This is a genomic window from uncultured Alsobacter sp. (genome assembly GCF_945952055.1).
Lineage (GTDB): Bacteria > Pseudomonadota > Alphaproteobacteria > Rhizobiales > Beijerinckiaceae > Alsobacter.
Genome location: NZ_CAMFHB010000005.1, coordinates 132,092 through 151,322, shown reverse-complemented (window position 1 = coordinate 151,322; position 19,231 = coordinate 132,092). Strand labels below are relative to the sequence as shown.

Sequence of the window (19,231 nt, the reverse complement as noted above, 5' to 3'; positions counted from 1 at the left end):
GAGCCACGGCTGCCATGGATTTCCTCAAGACACGGTATATCCCGATGAACCGCCGCCGTCGCATCTACGAAGGCAAGGCCAAGGTCCTTTACGAGGGCCCCGAGCCGGGAACCCTGATCCAGCATTTCAAGGACGATGCGACCGCGTTCAACGCCAAGAAGCACGAGGTGATCGACGGAAAGGGGGTCCTGAACAATCGGATTTCCGAGTACATCTTCCAGCACCTCAACGACATCGGCGTGCCGACGCACTTCATCCGTCGCCTCAACATGCGCGAGCAGCTCATCCGCGAGGTCGAGATCATTCCGCTCGAGATCGTGGTGCGCAACGTGGCGGCCGGATCGCTGTCGACGCGCCTCGGCATCGAGGAGGGAACGCAGCTTCCCCGCTCGATCATCGAGTTCTACTACAAGAACGACGCGCTGAACGACCCGATGGTCTCCGAAGAGCACATCACGGCCTTCGGCTGGGCCACCCCGCAGGAGATCGACGACGTCATGGCGCTCGCCATCCGCGTCAACGACTTCCTGTCCGGTCTCTTCCTGGGCGTCGGCATCCGCCTCGTCGACTTCAAGATGGAGTGCGGCCGGCTCTGGGAAGGCGACATGATGCGCATCGTCGTCGCCGACGAGATCTCGCCCGACAGCTGCCGCCTGTGGGACATCAAGTCGAACGACAAGCTCGACAAGGACCGGTTCCGCCGCGATCTCGGCGGCCTGGTCGAGGCCTACACCGAAGTGGCCCGCCGTCTCGGCATCATTACCGAGAACGAGCGCATCGGCGCGACAGGCCCGAAGCTGGTGCAGTAAGCGCCGCAGCACCGACGGTTTGCAAAGGGCTCGCCTCGGCGGGCCCTTTTTTCGTGCGCCGGGTGGTGGCGGCGAAAAGCCCGTGCCGCAACGCAAGCGGCGGTCGGTTTCGACCGGCAGGGTCGTGCGCTACACTTGGGGGCGGAGATTTCAGCGATGACCGATTTTGCCGCCCCCTCATTGCGCCTGAGCTTCGGCGAGTTTGTCGCCTTCCTCGACACGCGCCCGGACGACGAGAAGTGGGAGCTGGTCGAGGGGAGGCCCGTCTTGAGTCCGTCGCCGGTCTTTCGCCACCAGGTGCTCGTCGGCAACATCATCCTGGAACTCGGCTCCGTGATGCGAGCCCGGCGATCCAGTTGGGCCGTCGTCCCCGGAATCGGCGTCAAGGTCGACGAGTTCAATGCTCCGGTTCCAGATGTGATGGTGCGCCCGCTGGACTCGCTCGAAGGGAGCTTTTGCGACGACATTCTCGTCGCTTTCGAGGTTCTTTCGCCCGGTACAGCATCGCGCGACCGCAAGTGGAAGAGGCAGGTCTACTCTGCGTTGCCGTCACTCCAGCATTACGTCGTCGTTTCACCCTCCAGCATCGAGGTGAGCCACTTCAGCCGATCCGACGGCTTCGCTGGATCGATCCTGAAAGACCTCTCGACAACGGTGGAGCTCTCCGCCCTCGGGGTTGCCTTGCCGCTCGCGAGCCTCTATCGCGATACGGACCTCGCCTGACCCGGATCCCGGTGCGGGCGATCCGACCCGCCGAGGAGCCTGCCGCGATGAAAGCCCGCGTCACCGTCACGCTGAAGACCGGCGTCCTGGATCCGCAGGGCAAGGCCATCGAGGGCGCGCTGCGCTCGCTCGGCGTCGACGGGGTCGACAGCGTCCGCCAGGGCAAGGTCTTCGACATCGAGATCGCCGGGTCCGACAAGGCGGCCGCCGAGGCGAGCCTCAAGCTCGCCTGCGAGAAGCTGCTCGCCAACACGGTCATCGAGAACTACCGCATCGAGATCGCCTGACAGCGCACAGCGCTGGGACATCAGGCCCGGAGGCCCGCCATGAAAGCCGCCGTCATCGTCTTCCCCGGATCGAACCGCGAGCGCGACATCGGCCGCGCCTTGCACCAGGCGACCGGGCGCGAGCCCGCCTATGTCTGGCACGCGGACCACGACCTGCCGGCCGGAACCGACCTCGCGGTGCTGCCCGGCGGCTTCAGCTACGGCGACTATCTGCGCTGCGGAGCCATTGCGGGCCGCGCCAACGTGATGGACGCCGTGCGCGCCCATGCGGCCCGCGGCGGCTTCGTGCTCGGCGTGTGCAACGGCTTCCAGATCCTCGTGGAATCCGGCCTCCTGCCCGGCGTGCTGATGCGCAACGCGGACCTGCGGTTCGTCTGCAAGATGCAGCACCTGCGTGTGGAGCGGGGGGACACGGTGTTCACCAACGCCTACACGCCGGGCCAGACCATCGAGGTCTGCATCGCCCATGGCGAGGGCAACTACATCGCCGATCCCGACACCCTCGCCCGCCTCGAGGGCGACGGCCGGGTGGCCTTCCGCTACTGCGACGCGAACGGGACGGTGGGCGGCAAGGCCAACCCCAACGGCTCTTTGAACGACATCGCCGGGATCTACTCGGACAAGTTCAACGTGCTGGGGATGATGCCCCACCCCGAGAACCTGATCGACCCGCTGGCCGGCGGCACCGACGGCCGCGCCCTGTTCGAGAGCCTCGCCGTCCGCGCCGCGGCGTGACGCCTTCTCTCGAAGCGGAAAAAAGCTCCTCATCCTGAGCAGCGGCCGAAGGCCGCGTGTCGAAGGACGCAGAACGGTTCCATGCGGAGCCATTCTGCGTCCTTCGACACGGCCGCTGTGCGGCCTGCTCAGGATGAGGAGATTGGTGGCGGCCGAGGCAGCAACCCCGGACCACCGGCTCCTCAGCTCGTGATGCGGATCGCGGCGATTTCCTGGGCGATCTTGCGGAACACGGCGTCCAGGTCGGAGGCCTGCTTGACGTCGTAGAACATCGAGGTGTTCGAGGCGCAGTCTCGCAGCAGGTTGGCGTCGCCGTCGATGACGCGGATCGTGTAGAGCTTGATGCCGCGGCTGGCGGTCTTGGCGGTGTCGCAGGCGGCGCGCGTGCGGTTGTCGATCGTGACCTTGGAGGTCGACCAGCGGTTCTGCGTGTTGTCGCCGTCCGTCAGCACGATCATGAACTTCTCGACGTCGGCGGATCCGTCCGGCGCGGCGCCGGTGAGCGGCTCGGCGTTCGACAGGGCCGCCATGCCCCAGCTCAGGCCGATGGTGATGTTGGTGTTGCCGCCCGCGGTCATGCCGTCGATCGACGTGCGCAGGGCATCGAAATTGGTCGACAGCGGGACGACGCGCGCCAGCGTGCCGGCCGCGCAGTTGACGGCCGGAACCAGAGCCGCGCCGGCGTCCGTCACGTCGAAGGGCTGATTGCGGTCGGTCACGCAGCCGCCCCAGCTCGCCTTGGCCACGCCGTAGGTGGCGAAGTCCAGCCAGGCCTGGTCCTTCATCGCGGTGTCGAGGCGGACCTGGGTGGTGAAGGGCACGAGCCCGATCTTCACGCTGCCGGCATCCGTCTGGACACCCTGGAGCGTGGTCACGAGGTTCTTGGCGGCCTTGCGCAGCTCGGTGATCTTGGTGCCGGCCATCGAGCCGGTGTTGTCGAGCACCAGGGCCACCTCGATCTTCCGGGTTCCGTAGGCGGACTCGCTGGCGACGTTCATGTCCATCGCCGACATGCCGGCCATCTTCAGCGTCGTGGTGGGCGCCTGGGCGGCCGCGACGATGCGGATCGTCTTGTCGTTGCGGGTGAGAGCCACGCTCTTGAGGGATGCTATGCCGGTGGTCGAAGACCCGAACATCTGCGTCACGAGCGTCTCGGCGCGGGCCTGCAGCTGAGGCAGCGTGCTCGTGCGGGCATCGTGGGCGAGGATCAGCGCGGCGCTGTCCACCGCGGCCTGCAGCTTGGTCTTGGCGGCCACGGTGCGGGAGTAGTCGACGGCACCACCCGCACCGATGGCCAGCGGCACCATCATGACGGCGGTGATCACGCCGAAGTTGCCGCGGGTGTCCTTAACGAAGCGTGCCAGAACGGACATGGTTTGCGATCTCCGTGGTCTCTGGCGGGTTAGGTTTCAAAATCGTTGCCAACCGATTTTCGGTATTTTCGGCCGAAATCCGTCCCGATCCGGGACACTCGGTAACGGTGCGTTTCCCTTCGGCACGCATGGACACGGGAAGCCGGGACGGCTATGCGAAGCGCACCCCTGCGGCCGACACACGGAGACCGGCGTGATCCGCAACGACATTCCGATCACCCCCGAACTCGTGGCCGAGCACGGCCTGAAGCCGGACGAGTACCAGCGCATCCTCGCCCTCATCGGGCGGGAGCCGACCTTCACGGAGCTCGGGATCTTCTCGGCGATGTGGAACGAGCACTGCTCGTACAAGTCGTCGCGCCTGCACCTGAAGACGCTGCCGACCAAGGCCCCATGGGTCATCCAGGGGCCTGGCGAGAACGCCGGCGTCATCGACATCGGCGACGGGCTCGCCTGCGTCTTCAAGATGGAGAGCCACAACCACCCGAGCTTCATCGAGCCCTACCAGGGGGCGACGACGGGCGTGGGCGGCATCCTGCGCGACGTGTTCACCATGGGCGCCCGCCCGGTCGCCTGCCTGAACGCCCTGCGCTTCGGCGACCCCTCGCATCCGCGCACCCGGCACCTCGTGTCGGGCGTGGTCGCGGGCATCGGCGGCTACGGCAATTCCTTCGGCGTGCCGACGGTCGGCGGCCAGGTCGGCTTCCACACCCGCTACGACGGCAACATCCTGGTCAACGCCATGGCGGTGGGCATCGCGCGCGCCGACGAGATCTTCTACGCGAAGGCCACGGGCGTCGGGAACCCGATCGTCTATCTCGGCTCCAAGACGGGCCGCGACGGCATCCACGGCGCGACGATGGCCTCGGCCGAATTCGACGACAAGTCGGAGGAGAAGCGTCCGACCGTGCAGGTCGGCGACCCCTTCGCCGAGAAGCTGCTGCTGGAAGCCTGCCTCGAGCTGATGAAAACCGGCTCGGTCATCGCCATCCAGGACATGGGCGCGGCCGGCCTCACCTGCTCGGCCGTCGAGATGGGCGCCAAGGGCGACCTCGGCATCGAGCTCGACCTCGACAAGGTGCCCTGCCGCGAGGCGGGCATGTCGGCCTACGAGATGATGCTGTCGGAGAGCCAGGAGCGCATGCTCATGGTGCTCGACCCGGCCAAGGAAGCCCAGGCCGAGGCGATCTTCCGCAAGTGGGGCCTCGATTTCGCGGTGATCGGCAAGACCACCGACACGCTGCGCTTCGTGGTGAAGCACCACGGCGAGGTGATGGCCGACCTGCCGATCAAGGAACTCGGCGACGAGGCGCCCCTCTACGACCGGCCGCACATCGCCAACACGCACCAGCCTGTGCTGTCCGCGGCGGCGGTCCCGGCCGCCATGGCGAACGGCAAGGCGCTCGTGCAGCTCGTCGGCTGTCCGGACCTCAGCTCCAAGCGCTGGATCTGGGAGCAGTACGACCACATCATCGGCGGCAACACGATCCAGACGCCCGGCGGCGACGCCGCCATCGTGCGGGTCGAGAACGGGCCGAAGGGCCTGGCGATGACCTCCGACGTGACGCCGCGCTACTGCGAGGCCGATCCGGTCGAGGGCGGCAAGCAGGCGGTCGCCGAGGCCTGGCGCAACATCACGGCCGTGGGCGGCCTGCCGCTCGCCATCACCGACAACCTGAACTTCGGCAACCCCGAGCGGCCCGAGGCCATGGGCCAGTTCGTCGGATGCATCCGCGGCATCGGCGAGGCCTGCCGGGCGCTCGATTTCCCGGTCGTGTCGGGCAACGTGTCGCTCTACAACGAGACCAACGGCCGCGGCATCCTGCCGACCCCCACCATCGGCGGCGTCGGCGTCATGGACGACGTGTCGGTCCATGCCACCGTCGCGTTCAAGACGGACGGCGAGGCGGTGCTGCTCGTGGGCGAGACCAAGGGGTGGCTCGGCCAGTCCATGTATCTCAAGGAGATCTCGGGCCGCGAGGATGGCGCTCCGCCGCCGGTCGATCTCGCCGTCGAGCGTCGCAACGGCGACCTGGTGCGTGCGCTCATCCGCTCCGGCCGCACCCGCACGGTGCATGACTGCTCGGACGGCGGCCTGGGCGTGGCGCTGGCCGAGATGGCCATGGCGGGCGGCGTCGGCGCCACCGTCGACGCGCTTCCGGCGGGCATCCCTGCCCACGCCGCCCTGTTCGGCGAGGACCAGGCCCGCTACGTCCTGGCCGTGCCCGCGGCCGAGGTCGAGGCCGTGCTGGCCGCGGCCAAGGCGGCCGGCGTCCCGGTCCAGCGGATCGGCACGACGGGCGGGGACGCGTTGACCCTGCCGGGCGAAGCGCCCATATCGATCGCAACACTGCGCGACGCCCACGAGTCCTGGCTGCCCGGCTACATGCAGGGTCCGGACGCGATCGTGTCCGCCTGAGGAGACAAGACGCCATGGCCATGGACGCCCGGGACATCGAGACGATGATCAAGGCCGCCTTCCCCGATGCGAAGGTCGAGATCCGCGACCTCGCCGGCGACGGCGACCACTATGCCGCGACGGTGGTGTCCTCCGCCTTCAAGGGAAAGACCCGGGTGCAGCAGCACCAGATGGTCTATGCGGCGCTCAAGGGAAACATGGGCGGCGTGCTGCATGCCCTTGCACTGACGACCAGCGCACCCCAAGAATGAGGAAGAGGGTCACGGTCCGCCGTGATCCAATCACGCCTTGCCAGATCAACTTTGCAACGGCGCGCCTTGACCGCGCACGGACGAAGGACCGGACCATGAGCATCAACGACCAGATCAAGACCGAGGTCACCAGCAACGACGTCGTGCTCTTCATGAAGGGCACCCCGCAGTTCCCGATGTGCGGGTTCTCCGGACAGGTCGTGCAGATCCTCGACTACCTCGGCGTGCCCTACAAGGGCATCAACGTGCTCGAGAACGACGAGATCCGCCAGGGCATCAAGGACTACACCAACTGGCCGACGATCCCGCAGCTCTACGTGAAGGGCGAGTTCGTCGGCGGCTGCGACATCGTCCGCGAGATGTTCCAGTCGGGCGAGCTGCAGCAGCACATGTCCGAAAACGGCGTCCCCGTGAAGGCTGCCGCGAAGGCCTGACGCGGTCTTTTCGCACATCCTCTCCACCGTCTTGGCCGGGCTTTTGGCCCGGCCATCACGACTTTGGCCCGGCGCCGGGTTCTCACGCCTCCAGCGTGTCTCCAACCGCCAGTTCGCCGCCCGTCTCCACCGTTGCGTAGAGCCCGCAGTCGATGTGCCCATAGGCGTCCATGAGCGCCTTCGGCACGTTCAGGTCCCGGAAGCCGGTGACCGGGTCGACGTTCGTCGCGGCACAGCGGTCGATCCGCTTCAATCCTCGCAGCACGACGCCAGTCGGCCCGGAGATCGTCCGGTCGACGAGGTCGAACTCGCCCCACGGCGGCAGGCCGTCGACCAGCAGGTTGCCGCGGAAGCGCAGAGGGTCGACCGGCACGCCCATCCGCTGCTCCAGCGCCCTGACCGACGCCAGGTTGATGATCGACACGACGCGGTGCCGCGTGTCCGAGAAGCTGAAACCCGGCGCCTCGAGCACCCGCGGAGCACCGCGCAGCGAGGGCGCGCACCAGCCCGCCAGGAAACCCTCGATGGCCGCGCGGCCCTCGGCCGTCGAGAGGTCACCCCGCACGCACTCCTCGTCGCCTTCGCGGATCGTGAGGACCGTCGTGGCCGGATCGAAGCGCGTCTCCAGGCGCGCGAGCGCCTCGTCGCGCATCAGCATCAGGAACTTGATCTTGGGCATGTGGACGGGTGCCACCGGATCGAAGCCCGATGGGCCGTTCTCGACGGCGTAGCGCCGGTCGTGGGGCAACGGATCGCCCGGCGTCAGCGTCACCTTCGCCACCGGTTCGGGCGATAAGCCCTTTACCGGATACCGATGGATGGCTTGAAGAATCATGCGGTCGGCCATGCCGGCGCCCCTTCCGTTGTCGAAATGCCACACCTATCTATGCGTCGGCGGCAGCCTTCAAGGGGGCCGCCATGCGGAGCGAGAGCCGGGCCTGTCGGACGGCGCCTGCGCTGCCGAAAGGAGGACCACATGGATTTCGAGAAGTATACGGACCGCGCCAAGGGATTCGTGCAGTCGGCCCAGATGGGGGCCATGCGTGACGGGCATCCCCAGCTCGGGCCCGAGCACCTGCTGAAGGTGCTGCTCGAGGACAACGAAGGCCTGTGCGCCGGCCTCATCCAGCGGGCCGGGGGCAACCCGAAGGACGCCCTGCGGCTCACGGAACAGGCGCTCGCCAAGCTGCCGAAGGTGTCGGGCGCGGCCTCGCAGCCGCAGCCCACGCGCGACGTCGTGCGCGTCTTCGACACGGCCGAGAAGATCGCCCAGAAGGCCGGCGACAGCTACGTCACGGTCGAGCGCCTGCTGCTGGCTCTCGCCACCGAGAAGGACATGGAGACCGGCAAGATCCTGGCGAAGGCCGGTGCCACGCCGCAGGCGATCAACGCCGCCATCAACGAGCTGCGCAAGGGTCGCACCGCCGACAACGCGTCGGCGGAGAACGCCTACGATGCGCTGAAGAAGTATGCCCGCGACCTCACCGCAGCGGCGCGCGAGGGCAAGCTCGACCCGGTCATCGGCCGGGACGAGGAGATCCGCCGCGCCATCCAGGTGCTGTCGCGCCGCACCAAGAACAACCCCGTCCTCATCGGCGAGCCCGGCGTTGGCAAGACCGCCATCGCCGAGGGCCTGGCCTTGCGCATCGTCAACGGCGACGTGCCCGAGAGCCTGAAGGACAAGCAGCTGCTCGCCCTCGACATGGGCGCGCTGATTGCCGGCGCGAAATATCGCGGCGAGTTCGAGGAGCGCCTGAAGTCCGTGCTGAACGAGGTTCAGTCGGCCGAAGGCGGGGTCATCCTGTTCATCGACGAGATGCACACGCTGGTCGGCGCCGGCAAGGCCGACGGGGCCATGGACGCCTCCAACCTGCTCAAGCCCGCGCTCGCCCGCGGCGAGCTGCATTGCGTGGGCGCCACCACGCTCGACGAATACCGCAAGCACGTCGAGAAGGACGCCGCGCTCGCCCGCCGCTTCCAGCCCGTCTTCGTCAGCGAGCCCACGGTGGAGGACACCGTGTCGATCCTGCGCGGGCTGAAGGAGAAGTACGAGCTCCACCATGGCGTGCGCATCACCGATGCCGCGATCGTGGCCGCCGCGACGCTCTCCAACCGCTACATCACCGACCGCTTCCTGCCGGACAAGGCCATCGACCTCGTCGACGAGGCCTCCGCCCGCCTGCGCATGCAGGTGGACAGCAAGCCCGAGGAGCTCGATGAGCTCGACCGGCGCATCGTCCAGCTGCGGATCGAGCAGGAAGCGCTCAAGAAGGAGACCGATCCAGGCTCGCGTGACCGCCTGGGCCGCCTGACCGGCGAACTCGCCCAGCTCGAGGAGAAGTCCGACGCCCTGACGGCCCGCTGGAAGGCGGAAAAGGAGAAGCTCGGCAGCGCCCAGAAGCTCAAGGAGCAGCTGGAGCAGGCCCGCACGGATCTCGCCAACGCGCAGCGCAAGGGCGAATACCAGCGCGCCGGCGAGCTCGCCTATGGCGTGATCCCCGACCTCGAGAAGAAGCTGAAGGACGTCGAGGGCAGCGAGCAGACCGCGCTTGTCGCCGAGAGCGTCACGGCCAACGACGTCGCCCAGGTGGTGTCGCGCTGGACCGGCGTTCCGGTCGACCGGATGCTCGAGGGCGAACGCGAGAAGCTCCTGAAGATGGAGGAGCAGCTCGCCCGCCGCGTCGTCGGCCAGGCCGAGGCGGTGGCAGCCGTCTCGACCGCCGTGCGGCGCGCCCGCGCCGGCCTGCAGGACCCCAACCGGCCCATCGGCTCGTTCATGTTCCTGGGCCCGACCGGCGTCGGCAAGACCGAGCTCACCAAGGCGCTTGCCTCGTTCCTGTTCGACGACGAGACAGCGCTGATCCGCATCGACATGTCCGAGTACATGGAGAAGCACTCGGTGGCCCGGCTCATCGGCGCGCCTCCCGGCTATGTCGGCTACGAGGAGGGCGGCGCCCTCACCGAAGCCGTGCGCCGGCGGCCCTACCAGGTCGTGCTGTTCGACGAGATCGAGAAGGCTCACGGCGACGTGTTCAACGTGCTGCTGCAGGTTCTCGACGACGGGCGGCTCACGGACGGGCAGGGGCGGACGGTCGACTTCCGCAACACGCTGATCATCATGACCTCGAACCTGGGGGCCGAGTACCTGGTCAACCAGCCCGAGGGCGAGGACAGCGAGGCGGTGCGCACCGAGGTCATGGGCGTGGTGCGGTCGCACTTCCGGCCCGAGTTCCTCAACCGCGTGGACGAGATCATCCTCTTCCACCGCCTGCAGAAGAACCAGATGGGGTCGATCGTCGACATCCAGATGACCCGCCTGCAGAAGCTCTTGGACGAGCGCAAGCTGGTCCTGGAGCTCGATCCGTCGGCCCGCGAATGGCTCGCCAACAAGGGCTACGATCCCGCCTACGGGGCGCGGCCTCTGAAGCGGGTGATCCAGAAGAACGTCCAGGACCCGCTCGCCGAGCTGATCCTGGCCGGCACCGTGAAGGACGGCGACCACGTCCCGGTCCTGGCCGGCCCGGAGGGCCTCCTCATCGGCGACGTCCTGGTGGCGCCCGAGGTGAAGCCGAAGGGCGTGCGGCTCAATTGAGCCTCTGGGATCGGGGCTTCCAGGAAGCTCCCACCCCTCCGCGCGTCATGCCCGGGCTTGGCCCGGGCACCCACGACTTTGGCGCGCCCGACCGGAGTCGTGGATGGCCGGGCCAAGCCCGGCCAGGACGCGGAGAAGGTGTAAAAACAAAAAGGCCGCCCCGTCGGGCGGCCTTTTTCGTTCTCGAACGCGCTCTTCAGCTGCGCTTCTTGGGTCTCAGCCTCACCACCACGTCCACCCGGGCGATCTCCATGCCCTCGGGCGGCTCGGGGAGGGCGGCGAGTTCGACAGGCTGGCCCTTGATGTCCATGAGGACGTTCTCGCCCTCGATGAAGAAGTGGTGGTGGTCGCCGACGTTGGTGTCGAAATAGGTCTTGGCGCCGTCCACGGCGACCTCACGCAGGAGGCCGGCCTCGGTGAACTGGTGCAGGGTATTGTAGATGGTGGCGAGCGACACGGGCACGCGGGCCTTCACGGCCTCCTCGTGCAGCAGTTCGGCCGTGACGTGGCGGTCGCCCTTGGCGAACAGCAGCCAGCCGAGCCCGACGCGCTGCCGGGTCGGACGCAGTCCCACGGTGCGGAGCCGACGACGGAGGTCGTGGAACGGACATCCGCTCTGGTCGGACCAGGCGCCGGACAGCGAGGCAGGGGCGCCCTTGCCGGGCGGTACGGTCGGGATCGAGGCCATGGTTTCCGCGAATGATCGTGCTCGCCTTATGATAGGGAGCGCGGGGGCTGGTCGCAACCCGTTGAAACCCTCATGCCTAACGTTGCCCGGTCAGACGCTTTCGGCGCGGCGGCACGTGTGTTAGGGAGTGCCGTCCGGGTCACCGGGCATATCGCGTCCACCGGGAGCGGCGGGCGCGACAAGAAGCCTCAACGGCGGAACGACATTCGGACGACGGAGCCCCCCGGGGTCATGCAGCAGCGCTCGAGCTATGAATACGAAGACCTTCTCGCCTGCGGACGCGGGGAGATGTTCGGTCCCGGCAATGCACAGCTGCCGCTGCCACCCATGCTGATGTTCGACCGCATCGCCGAGATCAGCGAAACGGGCGGCCCGAACGGCAAGGGATTCATCCGCGCCGAACTCGCGATCAAGCCGGACCTCTGGTTCTTCCCCTGCCACTTCAAGGGCGATCCGGTGATGCCCGGCTGCCTCGGCCTCGACGCGCTCTGGCAGCTCTGCGGCTTCTACCTCGGCTGGCTGGGCGCGGAAGGCCGCGGCCGCGCGCTCGGCGTCGGCGAGGTCAAGTTCGCCGACCAGGTTCTTCCGACCGTCAGCAAGGTGGTGTACGGCGTCGACCTGAAGCGGGTGTTCCGCTCGAAGCTGGTGCTCGGCATCGCCGACGGCTGGCTCGAGGCGGATGGCCGCCGCATCTACGAGGCGAAGGACCTCCGCGTCGGCCTCTTCAAGACCTGAAGCCGCACGCCAGCCCCCGTCGATTTGTCGGGATCAGACGTTCAGAGGAGCCGGCAATTCGGGCCGGCGTCCCACAAGAAGGAGATCGAGAACCATGAGGCGCGTCGTCGTCACCGGCATGGGCATCGTCTCGTCGATCGGAAACAACACCCAGGAAGTCCTCGCATCGCTGCGCGAGGCGCGCTCCGGCATCGTCCGGGCGGATCGCTACGCGGAGCTCGGCTTCCGCTGCCAGGTCCACGGCACCCCCACGCTCGACCCCGCCCAGGTGGTCGACCGCAGGGCCATGCGCTTCCACGCGACGGGCACGGCCTGGAACCACGTGGCCATGGACCAGGCCATCCGGGATGCCGGCCTCGAGGAGAGCGACATCTCCAACGAGCGCACGGGCATCATCATGGGCTCGGGCGGTCCCTCGGCCCGCACGATCGTCGAGGCGGCCGACATCGCCCGCGAGAAGGGGCCCAAGCGCGTCGGGCCGTTCGCGGTGCCCAAGGCCATGTCCTCGACCGCCTCGGCCACCCTCGCGACCTGGTTCAAGATCAAGGGCGTGAACTACTCGATCTCCTCGGCCTGCGCGACGTCGAACCACTGCATCGGCAACGCCTACGAGATGATCCAGTGGGGCAAGCAGGACGTCGTCTTCGCCGGCGGCTGCGAAGAGCTCGACTGGTCGCTGTCGGTGCTGTTCGACGCCATGGGCGCCATGTCGACCAAGTACAACGACACGCCCGCCACCGCGTCCCGCGCCTATGACGCCAACCGCGACGGCTTCGTCATCGCCGGCGGCGCCGGCGTGCTGGTGCTCGAGGAATACGAGCACGCCAAGGCCCGCGGCGCCCGCATCTACGGCGAGATCGTCGGCTACGGCGCGACCTCGGACGGCTACGACATGGTGGCCCCCTCGGGCGAGGGCGCCATCCGCTGCATGCGCCAGGCGCTGGCGACCGTGCGCACGCCGATCGACTACATCAACCCGCACGCCACCTCGACGCCCGTGGGCGACCAGAAGGAGATCGAGGCGATCCGCGAGGTGTTCGGCGCCGGCGAGAAGTGCCCGCCCATCGCCGCCACCAAGTCGCTGACCGGCCACTCGCTGGGCGCCACCGGCGTGCAGGAGGCGATCTACTCGCTGCTGATGATGAACAACGGCTTCATCTGCGAGAGCGCCAACATCCAGGAGCTGGATCCCGCCTTCGCCGACATGCCGATCGTCCGCCAGCGCGTCGACAACGCCAGGCTCGGCACGGTGCTGTCGAACTCCTTCGGGTTCGGCGGCACCAACGCGACGATCGTCATGAAGCACGTGGACGCCTGAGCCCATCTACGCCTGATCCCGCCTGAGCCTGAGCCCACCGAAGGCTGAGTTCTTGGGCCCCGGTCGAGACGACAGAAGCATCGAGGAGACGACCGGGATGACCTCCCTGATGAACGGCAAGCGCGGCCTGATCATGGGCGTCGCCAACGATCACTCCATCGCCTGGGGGATCGCCAAGACGCTCGCGGCCCACGGCGCCGAGCTGGCCTTCACCTACCAGGGCGACGCGTTGCGCAAGCGCGTCGAGCCGCTGGCCAACAGCCTCGGCTCGTCCACGGTGCTGCCCTGCGACGTCGAGGACCTCGCCTCGGTCGATGCCGTGTTCGAGTCCCTGCGCCAGGCCTGGGGCAGCGTCGACTTCGTGGTGCACGCCATCGGCTTCTCGGACAAGAACGAGCTCAAGGGCCGCTACGCCGACACCAGCCGCGAGAACTTCTCGCGCACCATGGTGATCTCCTGCTTCTCCTTCACCGAGATCGCCAAGCGCGCCGCCGCGCTCATGCCGCAGGGCGGGTCGCTGATCACGCTCACCTATGGCGGCTCGACGCGCGTGATGCCGAACTACAACGTCATGGGCGTGGCCAAGGCGGCGCTGGAGGCGAGCGTCCGGTATCTGGCCAGCGACTTCGGCCCGCAGGGCATCCGCGTCAACGCCCTGTCTCCCGGACCGGTGCGCACGCTCGCCGGTGCCGGCATCACCGACGCCCGGCTGATGTTCAACTTCCAGAAGCGCCACGCCCCGCTGCGCCGGACGGTGTCGATCGAGGAGATCGGTGGCTCGGCGCTCTATCTCCTGTCGGAGCTGTCGGCCGGCGTCACCGGCGAGATCCACTACGTCGACAGCGGGTACAACATCATTTCCATGCCGCAGCCCGATGCGCTGAAGACGGTCGACGCGGCCGAGACCGCGGCCGAGCAGATGGTCGCGGGGCGGGCCGCCGAGTGAGCCAGGAGGCGGGGAGCGCCGGCAGCGTCGCCGCCCCCGCGCCGGCGAGACCCGGGCCCGTCGGGGCGCCGAGGGTCGAGGCCGTCGACGTGGCCCGCGGCATCGCCCTCGTGGCAATGGCGATCTACCACTTCACCTGGGACCTCGGCTTCTACCGTTTCATCGACCTGCAGGCCGGCATCGACCCCGGCTGGCGCCTCTTCGCCAAGCTCATCGCCGGCAGCTTCCTGCTGCTGGTCGGGGTCAGCCTCGTGCTGTCCACGCGGACCGGTTTCCGGCCCGGGCCCTACCTGCGCCGGCTGGGTTTCGTCGGGGCCGCGGCCCTGGCCGTCACCGCCATCACCGCCTACACCACCCCGGCCAGCTTCATCTTCTTCGGCATCCTGCACTGCATCGCCCTGTCGAGCGTCCTGGCCCTGCCGCTCCTGCGCGCGCCGCTGTGGTGGCTTGCCCTCGTGGCCGCGCTGGTGGCGGCCGCCCCGTCCGTGCTGGCGAGCCCCGCCTTCGACGGTCCGATGCTGTGGTGGCTGGGCCTGGCGCCCAAGCCCCCGCTCACCAACGACTACGTCCCGATCTTCCCCTGGTTCGCGCCGGTCCTGGCGGGCATCATCGCGGCGCGCGTCGCGGTGGCGCAGGGCTGGGACGTGGCCCTGTCCGGCTGGACCCCGGGGCCCGGGGCGCGCTGGCTGGCGCTCGCCGGACGCCACAGCCTGCTGGTCTACCTCGTGCACCAGCCGCTCTTCTTCGGCATCCTCGGCACGGCGATGTGGCTGGGGCTCCATCCCGGGAACCGCGCGGCCGACAACACCCCCGCCGCCTTCGTCGAGGCCTGCACCGCGACCTGCGTGAAGGCTGGCTCGGACGAGGCTTTCTGCCGGACCACCTGCGGCTGCGTGAGCCGGCGGCTGGGCACGGAAACCACGGGGCGTGCCCTCGGCGGCCGGCCCGTCGGAGACGACGAGGCCCGCATCCGCGAGGCTGCCCAGCTCTGCCGGGCCGAGACGCTCGACAAGGCCCCTTGAGATCCCGCCTCCCGGGTGCTCGACGTCCGGACGCGCGAGCTCCGTGAACGGGTCCGTGCCTAGCCAAAGCTAGGAATCGATTCAGGAACTATCCTTCGCAACATACGTTGCTCCCCCGCTGACGGCCGCCAGGGGAGCCGACCCATGAGCGAAGCGACCACCACCACCGACCATGACGAGATCCGGCGCTGGACCGAGGCGCGAGGCGGCCGGCCGTCCCGCGTGCGGGGCAGCGCCGACAAGGGCGGCGCCGGCAAGAACGGACCAGGCATCCTGCGGCTCGACTTCGGCGAGCCGGACGACAGCCTCGAGGAGATCTCCTGGGACGACTTCTTCGAGATCTTCGAGGCCAGCGAGCTCGCGCTTCTCCACCAGGACAAGACGTCCGACGGCAAGCAGAGCCGCTTCAACAAGCTCGTCCATCGCAACGACAAGGGTTGAGGAGAGCAACCGTTGGCAGACACCATCCTGATCACCGGCGGCGCCGGCTTCATCGGCCGGCGCGTCGCCCAGGCGGTCCTCGCCCGCGGGCACCGCGTCCGCATTCTCGACAGCCTCATCGACCAGGTTCACGGCGGCGCGCCGCCGGAGGGCCTGGCGGCCGAGGCCGAGTTCGTCACCGCCGACGTGCGCGACGAGGCGGCGGTCAAGCGTGCGCTGGCCGGTGTCGACAAGGTCGTCCACCTCGCCGCCGAGGTGGGCGTGGGCCAGAGCATGTACGCGGTGGACCGCTACGTGTCCGTCAACGACCTGGGCACGGCCATCCTGTTCCAGCAGTTAATCGACGCCCGCGTTCGCCGCGTCGTCGTGGCCTCCTCGATGAGCATCTACGGCGAAGGGCTCTACCGCACCGTGGACGGCTCGGTCGTCGAGGACGCCCACCGGACCGGGCGCCCGGCCGCGGCCGGCTCATGGGATCCCCTCGATCGCGACGGCCGACCGCTCGTGCCCCTGCCCACCCCGGAGTGGAAGCGGCCCAGCCTTGCGTCGGTCTACGCCCTCACGAAATACGTCCAGGAGCGCCTGACCCTCACCTTGGCTCCGGCCTACGGCATGGAGGGCGTGGCGCTCCGCCTGTTCAACGTCTACGGACCCGGCCAGGCCCTTTCCAATCCTTATACCGGCGTGCTCGCCATCTTCGCGTCCCGCCTTCTGAACGGCGAGAGGCCGCTGGTGTTCGAGGACGGCCTGCAGCGCCGCGACTTCGTCCACGTCGATGACGTCGCGGAGGCTTTCGCGCTGGCGCTGGAAAGCCCGTCCGCCCCGGGCCACGTCTTCAACGTCGGCAGCGGGCGGGACAGGTCGATCCTGGAGATCGGCACCGCGCTGGCGGCCGCCATGGGGCGGCCGGAGCTCACGCCCGAGACCGTCGGCAAGGCCCGCATCGGCGACATCCGGCACTGCTTCTGCGATGGCCGGCTGGCGCAGGAGATGCTCGGCTTCCAGGCCAGGCGCGACTTCGGGGAAGGTCTCGCCGACCTCGCCGACTGGGTGGCCGGCCAGACGGCGCAGGACCGCGTCGCCGAGGCGAAGGCCGAGCTCGAGAAACGAGGGCTCGTCGCATGACCGGCGGCCCGGTTCTCGTCACCGGCGGCGCCGGCTTCATCGGCGCCAACCTCGCCGACAGCCTCGCGGCCGCGGGAGAGGACGTCGTCGTGTTCGACTCGCTCGCGCGCCCCGGCGTCGAGCACAATCTGGACTGGCTGGCGCGACGCCATGGACATCGGATCCGCTTCGTGCGGGCCGACATCCGCGACCGCGGTGCCGTCGACATGGCGGTGGCGGAGGCGGGCTCCGTGTTCCATTTCGCCGCGCAGGTCGCGGTCACCACCAGCTTGACCGATCCCCGCTCCGACTTCGACGTGAATGCCGCCGGCACCCTCAACGTCCTGGAGGCGGTGCGGCGGCGGGACGGGGCGGTGCCGCTCGTCTTCGCCTCGACCAACAAGGTCTATGGCGACCTGGCCGACATCGCGCTGGAGCGCGGCCAGACCGCCTACGTCCCTGTCTCGCCCGACGTCCGCGACCACGGCGTCGACGAGCGCCGACCCCTCGACTTCCATACGCCCTACGGATGCTCCAAGGGTGCGGCCGACCAGTACGTCCTCGATTATGCCCGCAGCTTCGGCCTGCCGGCCGCGGTCCTGAGGATGAGCTGCATCTACGGGCCGCTACAGCGCGGCACCGAGGACCAGGGCTGGGTGGCCCATTTCCTCATCCGCGGGCTCGCCGGCGCGCCGATCACCATCTACGGCGACGGGTGCCAGGTCCGCGACGTGCTGCATGTCGGGGACGCCGTCGCGGCCTACCGGGCCTGCCGGGACGCCATGCCGGCGGTGGCCGGCCGGGCCTTCAATCTGGGCGGCGGGCCGGACAATGCGGTGAGCCTGCGGCAGGTGCTGGCGCAGATCGAGGACATCGTCTGCCGTCCGGTGAAGGCCGACCTCGCCGACTGGCGGGCGGGAGACCAGCGCTACTACGTCTCCGACACGCGCCGGGCCATGGACGCACTGGGCTTGCCCCGCCCCCGGTCCTGGCGGGAGGGCCTGGCCGATCTCGCCGACTGGCTGCGCGCCGAAGGGCGCGTGGCGGTGGAGGCGGCGGCATGAGGGTCGCGCTGGTCAATCCGGCCTGGAGCTTCGAGCACTCGATCTATTTCGGGTGCCGGGCGCCTCACCTGCCCCTCGAGCTCGGCTACGCCCGGGCTCTGCTGGAGCAGGCGGGGCACGCCGTCCTGATGCTCGACGGCGCACTGGATGCGCTGGACAACGTTGCACTCGCCGAGGCCGTGGCCGACTTCGGACCCGACATGACGGTCGTGACGACCGCGCCCACCTACCTGTTCTGGCGCTGTGCCCAGCCCGAACTCGGCATTCCGCGACAGTTCCTCGACGCCCTCGCGGGCCGCGGCGGACGAACCGTCGCGGTGGGCCCGCACGGGTCGGCCACGCCGGCTCCCACGCTCGCCAAGCTCGGCGTCGACGTCGTCGTCAGGGGCGAATGCGAGGACATCGTCGCCCGTCTCGCCGAGGGCGGCCCGCTGGGCGAGGTGCCTTCGGTCGCCTTCGCGCAGGACGGCGACCTGGTGGTCACCGGCGGACCGCACGCGGCCCGGTTCACCGACCTCCCGTCGCTGCGATGGCCCGATGGGTGGATCGCTCGCCACCACCATCATCACCATCGGTTCGAGGCCGAACCCGACGGGCCCGGTGCCGAAGTCGAGGCCTCGCGCGGCTGCCCCTATCACTGCAGCTTCTGCGCCAAGATCGACTTCCGCGACGCGTACCGGCGGCGTGACCTGGCTCCGCTGCTGGCGGAGATCGACGGCCTCGTCGCGCAGGGCGTCACCTATCTCTACTTCATCGACGAGATCTTCCTGCCCAACAAGGCGCTGCTCGACGCCCTCGTGGACCGCCCGGTACGCTTCGGCATCCAGACGCGCATCGATCTGTGGAAGCCGGACATGCTGGATCTTCTCGGGCGGTCGGGCTGCGTGTCGATCGAGGCCGGCGTCGAAAGTCTCACGGTCGAAGGCCGCGCCGCGCTCGACAAGAACTGCCGGATGTCGACCGACGACCTCACGCAGCGCCTGATCCACGCTCGCAGCTGCGTCCCCTTCGTGCAGGCGAACCTCATCGCCGTGGCCGACGACGATGCCCATCTCGTGGCGACCTGGCGGGACACCCTCCAGCGCCACGGCGTCTGGGCCAACGATCCCGTGCCGCTCTATCCTTATCCGAGCTCGCCGGACTACCGGAAGCTGTTCGGCGACCCGGACGACCATGCCTGGGAGCGGGCGCACGCCTGGTACCTGGCCCAGTTCGATCGCTTCAGCGACATCCAGGAACAGCGTCCGCTCGCCTTGCCCGAGCTCGAAGCCGCCTGCGGGTGCAGGTGAC

Annotated in this window: 19 protein-coding genes; 16 read left to right on the top strand and 3 right to left on the bottom strand. The window is 68.7% G+C overall.

The window, feature by feature from the left end; genetic code table 11:
- Nucleotides 1–14: 14 nt before the first annotated feature.
- From purC to purQ, 4 genes are all read left to right on the top strand, one after another.
- Nucleotides 15–809 carry a phosphoribosylaminoimidazolesuccinocarboxamide synthase gene (purC, locus tag Q0Q47_RS05890; protein WP_293855812.1) on the top strand — a complete coding sequence of 265 codons (795 nt, stop codon included), beginning with the start codon at nucleotides 15–17 and terminating at the stop codon, nucleotides 807–809.
- 156 nt (nucleotides 810–965) lie between these two features.
- A complete protein-coding gene (locus Q0Q47_RS05885; protein WP_293855809.1) occupies nucleotides 966–1,532 on the top strand; it encodes a Uma2 family endonuclease in 567 nt (188 codons plus the stop codon).
- A gap of 47 nt (nucleotides 1,533–1,579) precedes the next feature.
- Nucleotides 1,580–1,819: a phosphoribosylformylglycinamidine synthase subunit PurS gene (gene purS / locus Q0Q47_RS05880; protein WP_293855806.1), complete on the top strand. Its 240-nt coding sequence runs from the start codon at nucleotides 1,580–1,582 to the stop codon at nucleotides 1,817–1,819.
- A 39-nt stretch (nucleotides 1,820–1,858) separates the two neighbouring features.
- On the top strand, nucleotides 1,859–2,554 hold the full coding sequence (gene purQ / locus Q0Q47_RS05875; protein WP_293855802.1) for a phosphoribosylformylglycinamidine synthase subunit PurQ: 696 nt from the start codon (nucleotides 1,859–1,861) through the stop codon (nucleotides 2,552–2,554).
- 182 nt (nucleotides 2,555–2,736) lie between these two features.
- Here the strand turns inward: purQ and Q0Q47_RS05870 are convergent, their stop codons facing one another.
- Complete coding sequence (locus tag Q0Q47_RS05870) at nucleotides 2,737–3,927, bottom strand: TadE/TadG family type IV pilus assembly protein (protein WP_293855799.1); 1,191 nt, start codon at nucleotides 3,925–3,927, stop codon at nucleotides 2,737–2,739.
- A gap of 193 nt (nucleotides 3,928–4,120) precedes the next feature.
- Here Q0Q47_RS05870 and purL point away from each other — a divergent pair, with 193 nt between their 5' ends.
- The 3 genes from purL (at nucleotide 4,121) to grxD (ending at nucleotide 7,031) form a co-directional block, all read left to right on the top strand.
- On the top strand, nucleotides 4,121–6,346 hold the full coding sequence (purL, locus tag Q0Q47_RS05865) for a phosphoribosylformylglycinamidine synthase subunit PurL (protein ID WP_293855796.1): 2,226 nt from the start codon (nucleotides 4,121–4,123) through the stop codon (nucleotides 6,344–6,346).
- Between the two features lie 14 nt (nucleotides 6,347–6,360).
- Entirely contained in the window at nucleotides 6,361–6,597 is a 237-nt protein-coding gene (locus tag Q0Q47_RS05860) for a BolA family protein (protein ID WP_293855793.1), read from the top strand.
- 95 nt (nucleotides 6,598–6,692) lie between these two features.
- Entirely contained in the window at nucleotides 6,693–7,031 is a 339-nt protein-coding gene (grxD, locus tag Q0Q47_RS05855) for a Grx4 family monothiol glutaredoxin (protein ID WP_293855790.1), read from the top strand.
- Between the two features lie 82 nt (nucleotides 7,032–7,113).
- Here the strand turns inward: grxD and Q0Q47_RS05850 are convergent, their stop codons facing one another.
- Nucleotides 7,114–7,878 carry an MOSC domain-containing protein gene (locus Q0Q47_RS05850; protein ID WP_293855787.1) on the bottom strand — a complete coding sequence of 255 codons (765 nt, stop codon included), beginning with the start codon at nucleotides 7,876–7,878 and terminating at the stop codon, nucleotides 7,114–7,116.
- A 129-nt stretch (nucleotides 7,879–8,007) separates the two neighbouring features.
- Between Q0Q47_RS05850 and clpB the strand changes: the two genes are divergently transcribed.
- Nucleotides 8,008–10,623, top strand: a complete 2,616-nt coding sequence (clpB, locus tag Q0Q47_RS05845; RefSeq protein ID WP_293855784.1) for an ATP-dependent chaperone ClpB — start codon at nucleotides 8,008–8,010, stop codon at nucleotides 10,621–10,623.
- Nucleotides 10,624–10,819: 196 nt separating this feature from the next.
- Here clpB and irrA read toward each other — a convergent pair whose 3' ends face one another.
- A complete protein-coding gene (gene irrA / locus Q0Q47_RS05840) occupies nucleotides 10,820–11,311 on the bottom strand; it encodes an iron response transcriptional regulator IrrA (RefSeq protein ID WP_293855781.1) in 492 nt (163 codons plus the stop codon).
- A gap of 231 nt (nucleotides 11,312–11,542) precedes the next feature.
- Between irrA and fabA the strand changes: the two genes are divergently transcribed.
- The 8 genes from fabA to Q0Q47_RS05800 all read left to right on the top strand — a co-directional run bounded on the left by fabA (nucleotide 11,543) and on the right by Q0Q47_RS05800 (nucleotide 19,230).
- A complete protein-coding gene (fabA, locus tag Q0Q47_RS05835) occupies nucleotides 11,543–12,046 on the top strand; it encodes a 3-hydroxyacyl-[acyl-carrier-protein] dehydratase FabA (protein WP_293855778.1) in 504 nt (167 codons plus the stop codon).
- A gap of 94 nt (nucleotides 12,047–12,140) precedes the next feature.
- Nucleotides 12,141–13,364: a beta-ketoacyl-ACP synthase I gene (fabB, locus tag Q0Q47_RS05830; protein WP_293855775.1), complete on the top strand. Its 1,224-nt coding sequence runs from the start codon at nucleotides 12,141–12,143 to the stop codon at nucleotides 13,362–13,364.
- Between the two features lie 97 nt (nucleotides 13,365–13,461).
- Complete coding sequence (fabI, locus tag Q0Q47_RS05825) at nucleotides 13,462–14,310, top strand: enoyl-ACP reductase FabI (protein WP_293855772.1); 849 nt, start codon at nucleotides 13,462–13,464, stop codon at nucleotides 14,308–14,310.
- Nucleotides 14,307–15,332, top strand: coding sequence for a heparan-alpha-glucosaminide N-acetyltransferase (locus Q0Q47_RS05820; RefSeq protein ID WP_293855769.1), 1,026 nt, complete (start codon nucleotides 14,307–14,309; stop codon nucleotides 15,330–15,332). Before fabI ends, Q0Q47_RS05820 begins: the two co-directional genes overlap by 4 nt.
- A gap of 144 nt (nucleotides 15,333–15,476) precedes the next feature.
- Nucleotides 15,477–15,773: a hypothetical protein gene (locus Q0Q47_RS05815; protein WP_293855766.1), complete on the top strand. Its 297-nt coding sequence runs from the start codon at nucleotides 15,477–15,479 to the stop codon at nucleotides 15,771–15,773.
- Between the two features lie 12 nt (nucleotides 15,774–15,785).
- On the top strand, nucleotides 15,786–16,898 hold the full coding sequence (locus Q0Q47_RS05810) for an NAD(P)-dependent oxidoreductase (RefSeq protein ID WP_293855763.1): 1,113 nt from the start codon (nucleotides 15,786–15,788) through the stop codon (nucleotides 16,896–16,898).
- Complete coding sequence (locus tag Q0Q47_RS05805; RefSeq protein WP_293855760.1) at nucleotides 16,895–17,941, top strand: SDR family NAD(P)-dependent oxidoreductase; 1,047 nt, start codon at nucleotides 16,895–16,897, stop codon at nucleotides 17,939–17,941. Before Q0Q47_RS05810 ends, Q0Q47_RS05805 begins: the two co-directional genes overlap by 4 nt.
- The gene (locus tag Q0Q47_RS05800) at nucleotides 17,938–19,230 is read left to right on the top strand and encodes a TIGR04295 family B12-binding domain-containing radical SAM protein (RefSeq protein WP_293855757.1); all 1,293 of its coding nucleotides are present in this window, start codon (nucleotides 17,938–17,940) and stop codon (nucleotides 19,228–19,230) included. Before Q0Q47_RS05805 ends, Q0Q47_RS05800 begins: the two co-directional genes overlap by 4 nt.
- Nucleotide 19,231: the final 1 nt, after the last annotated feature.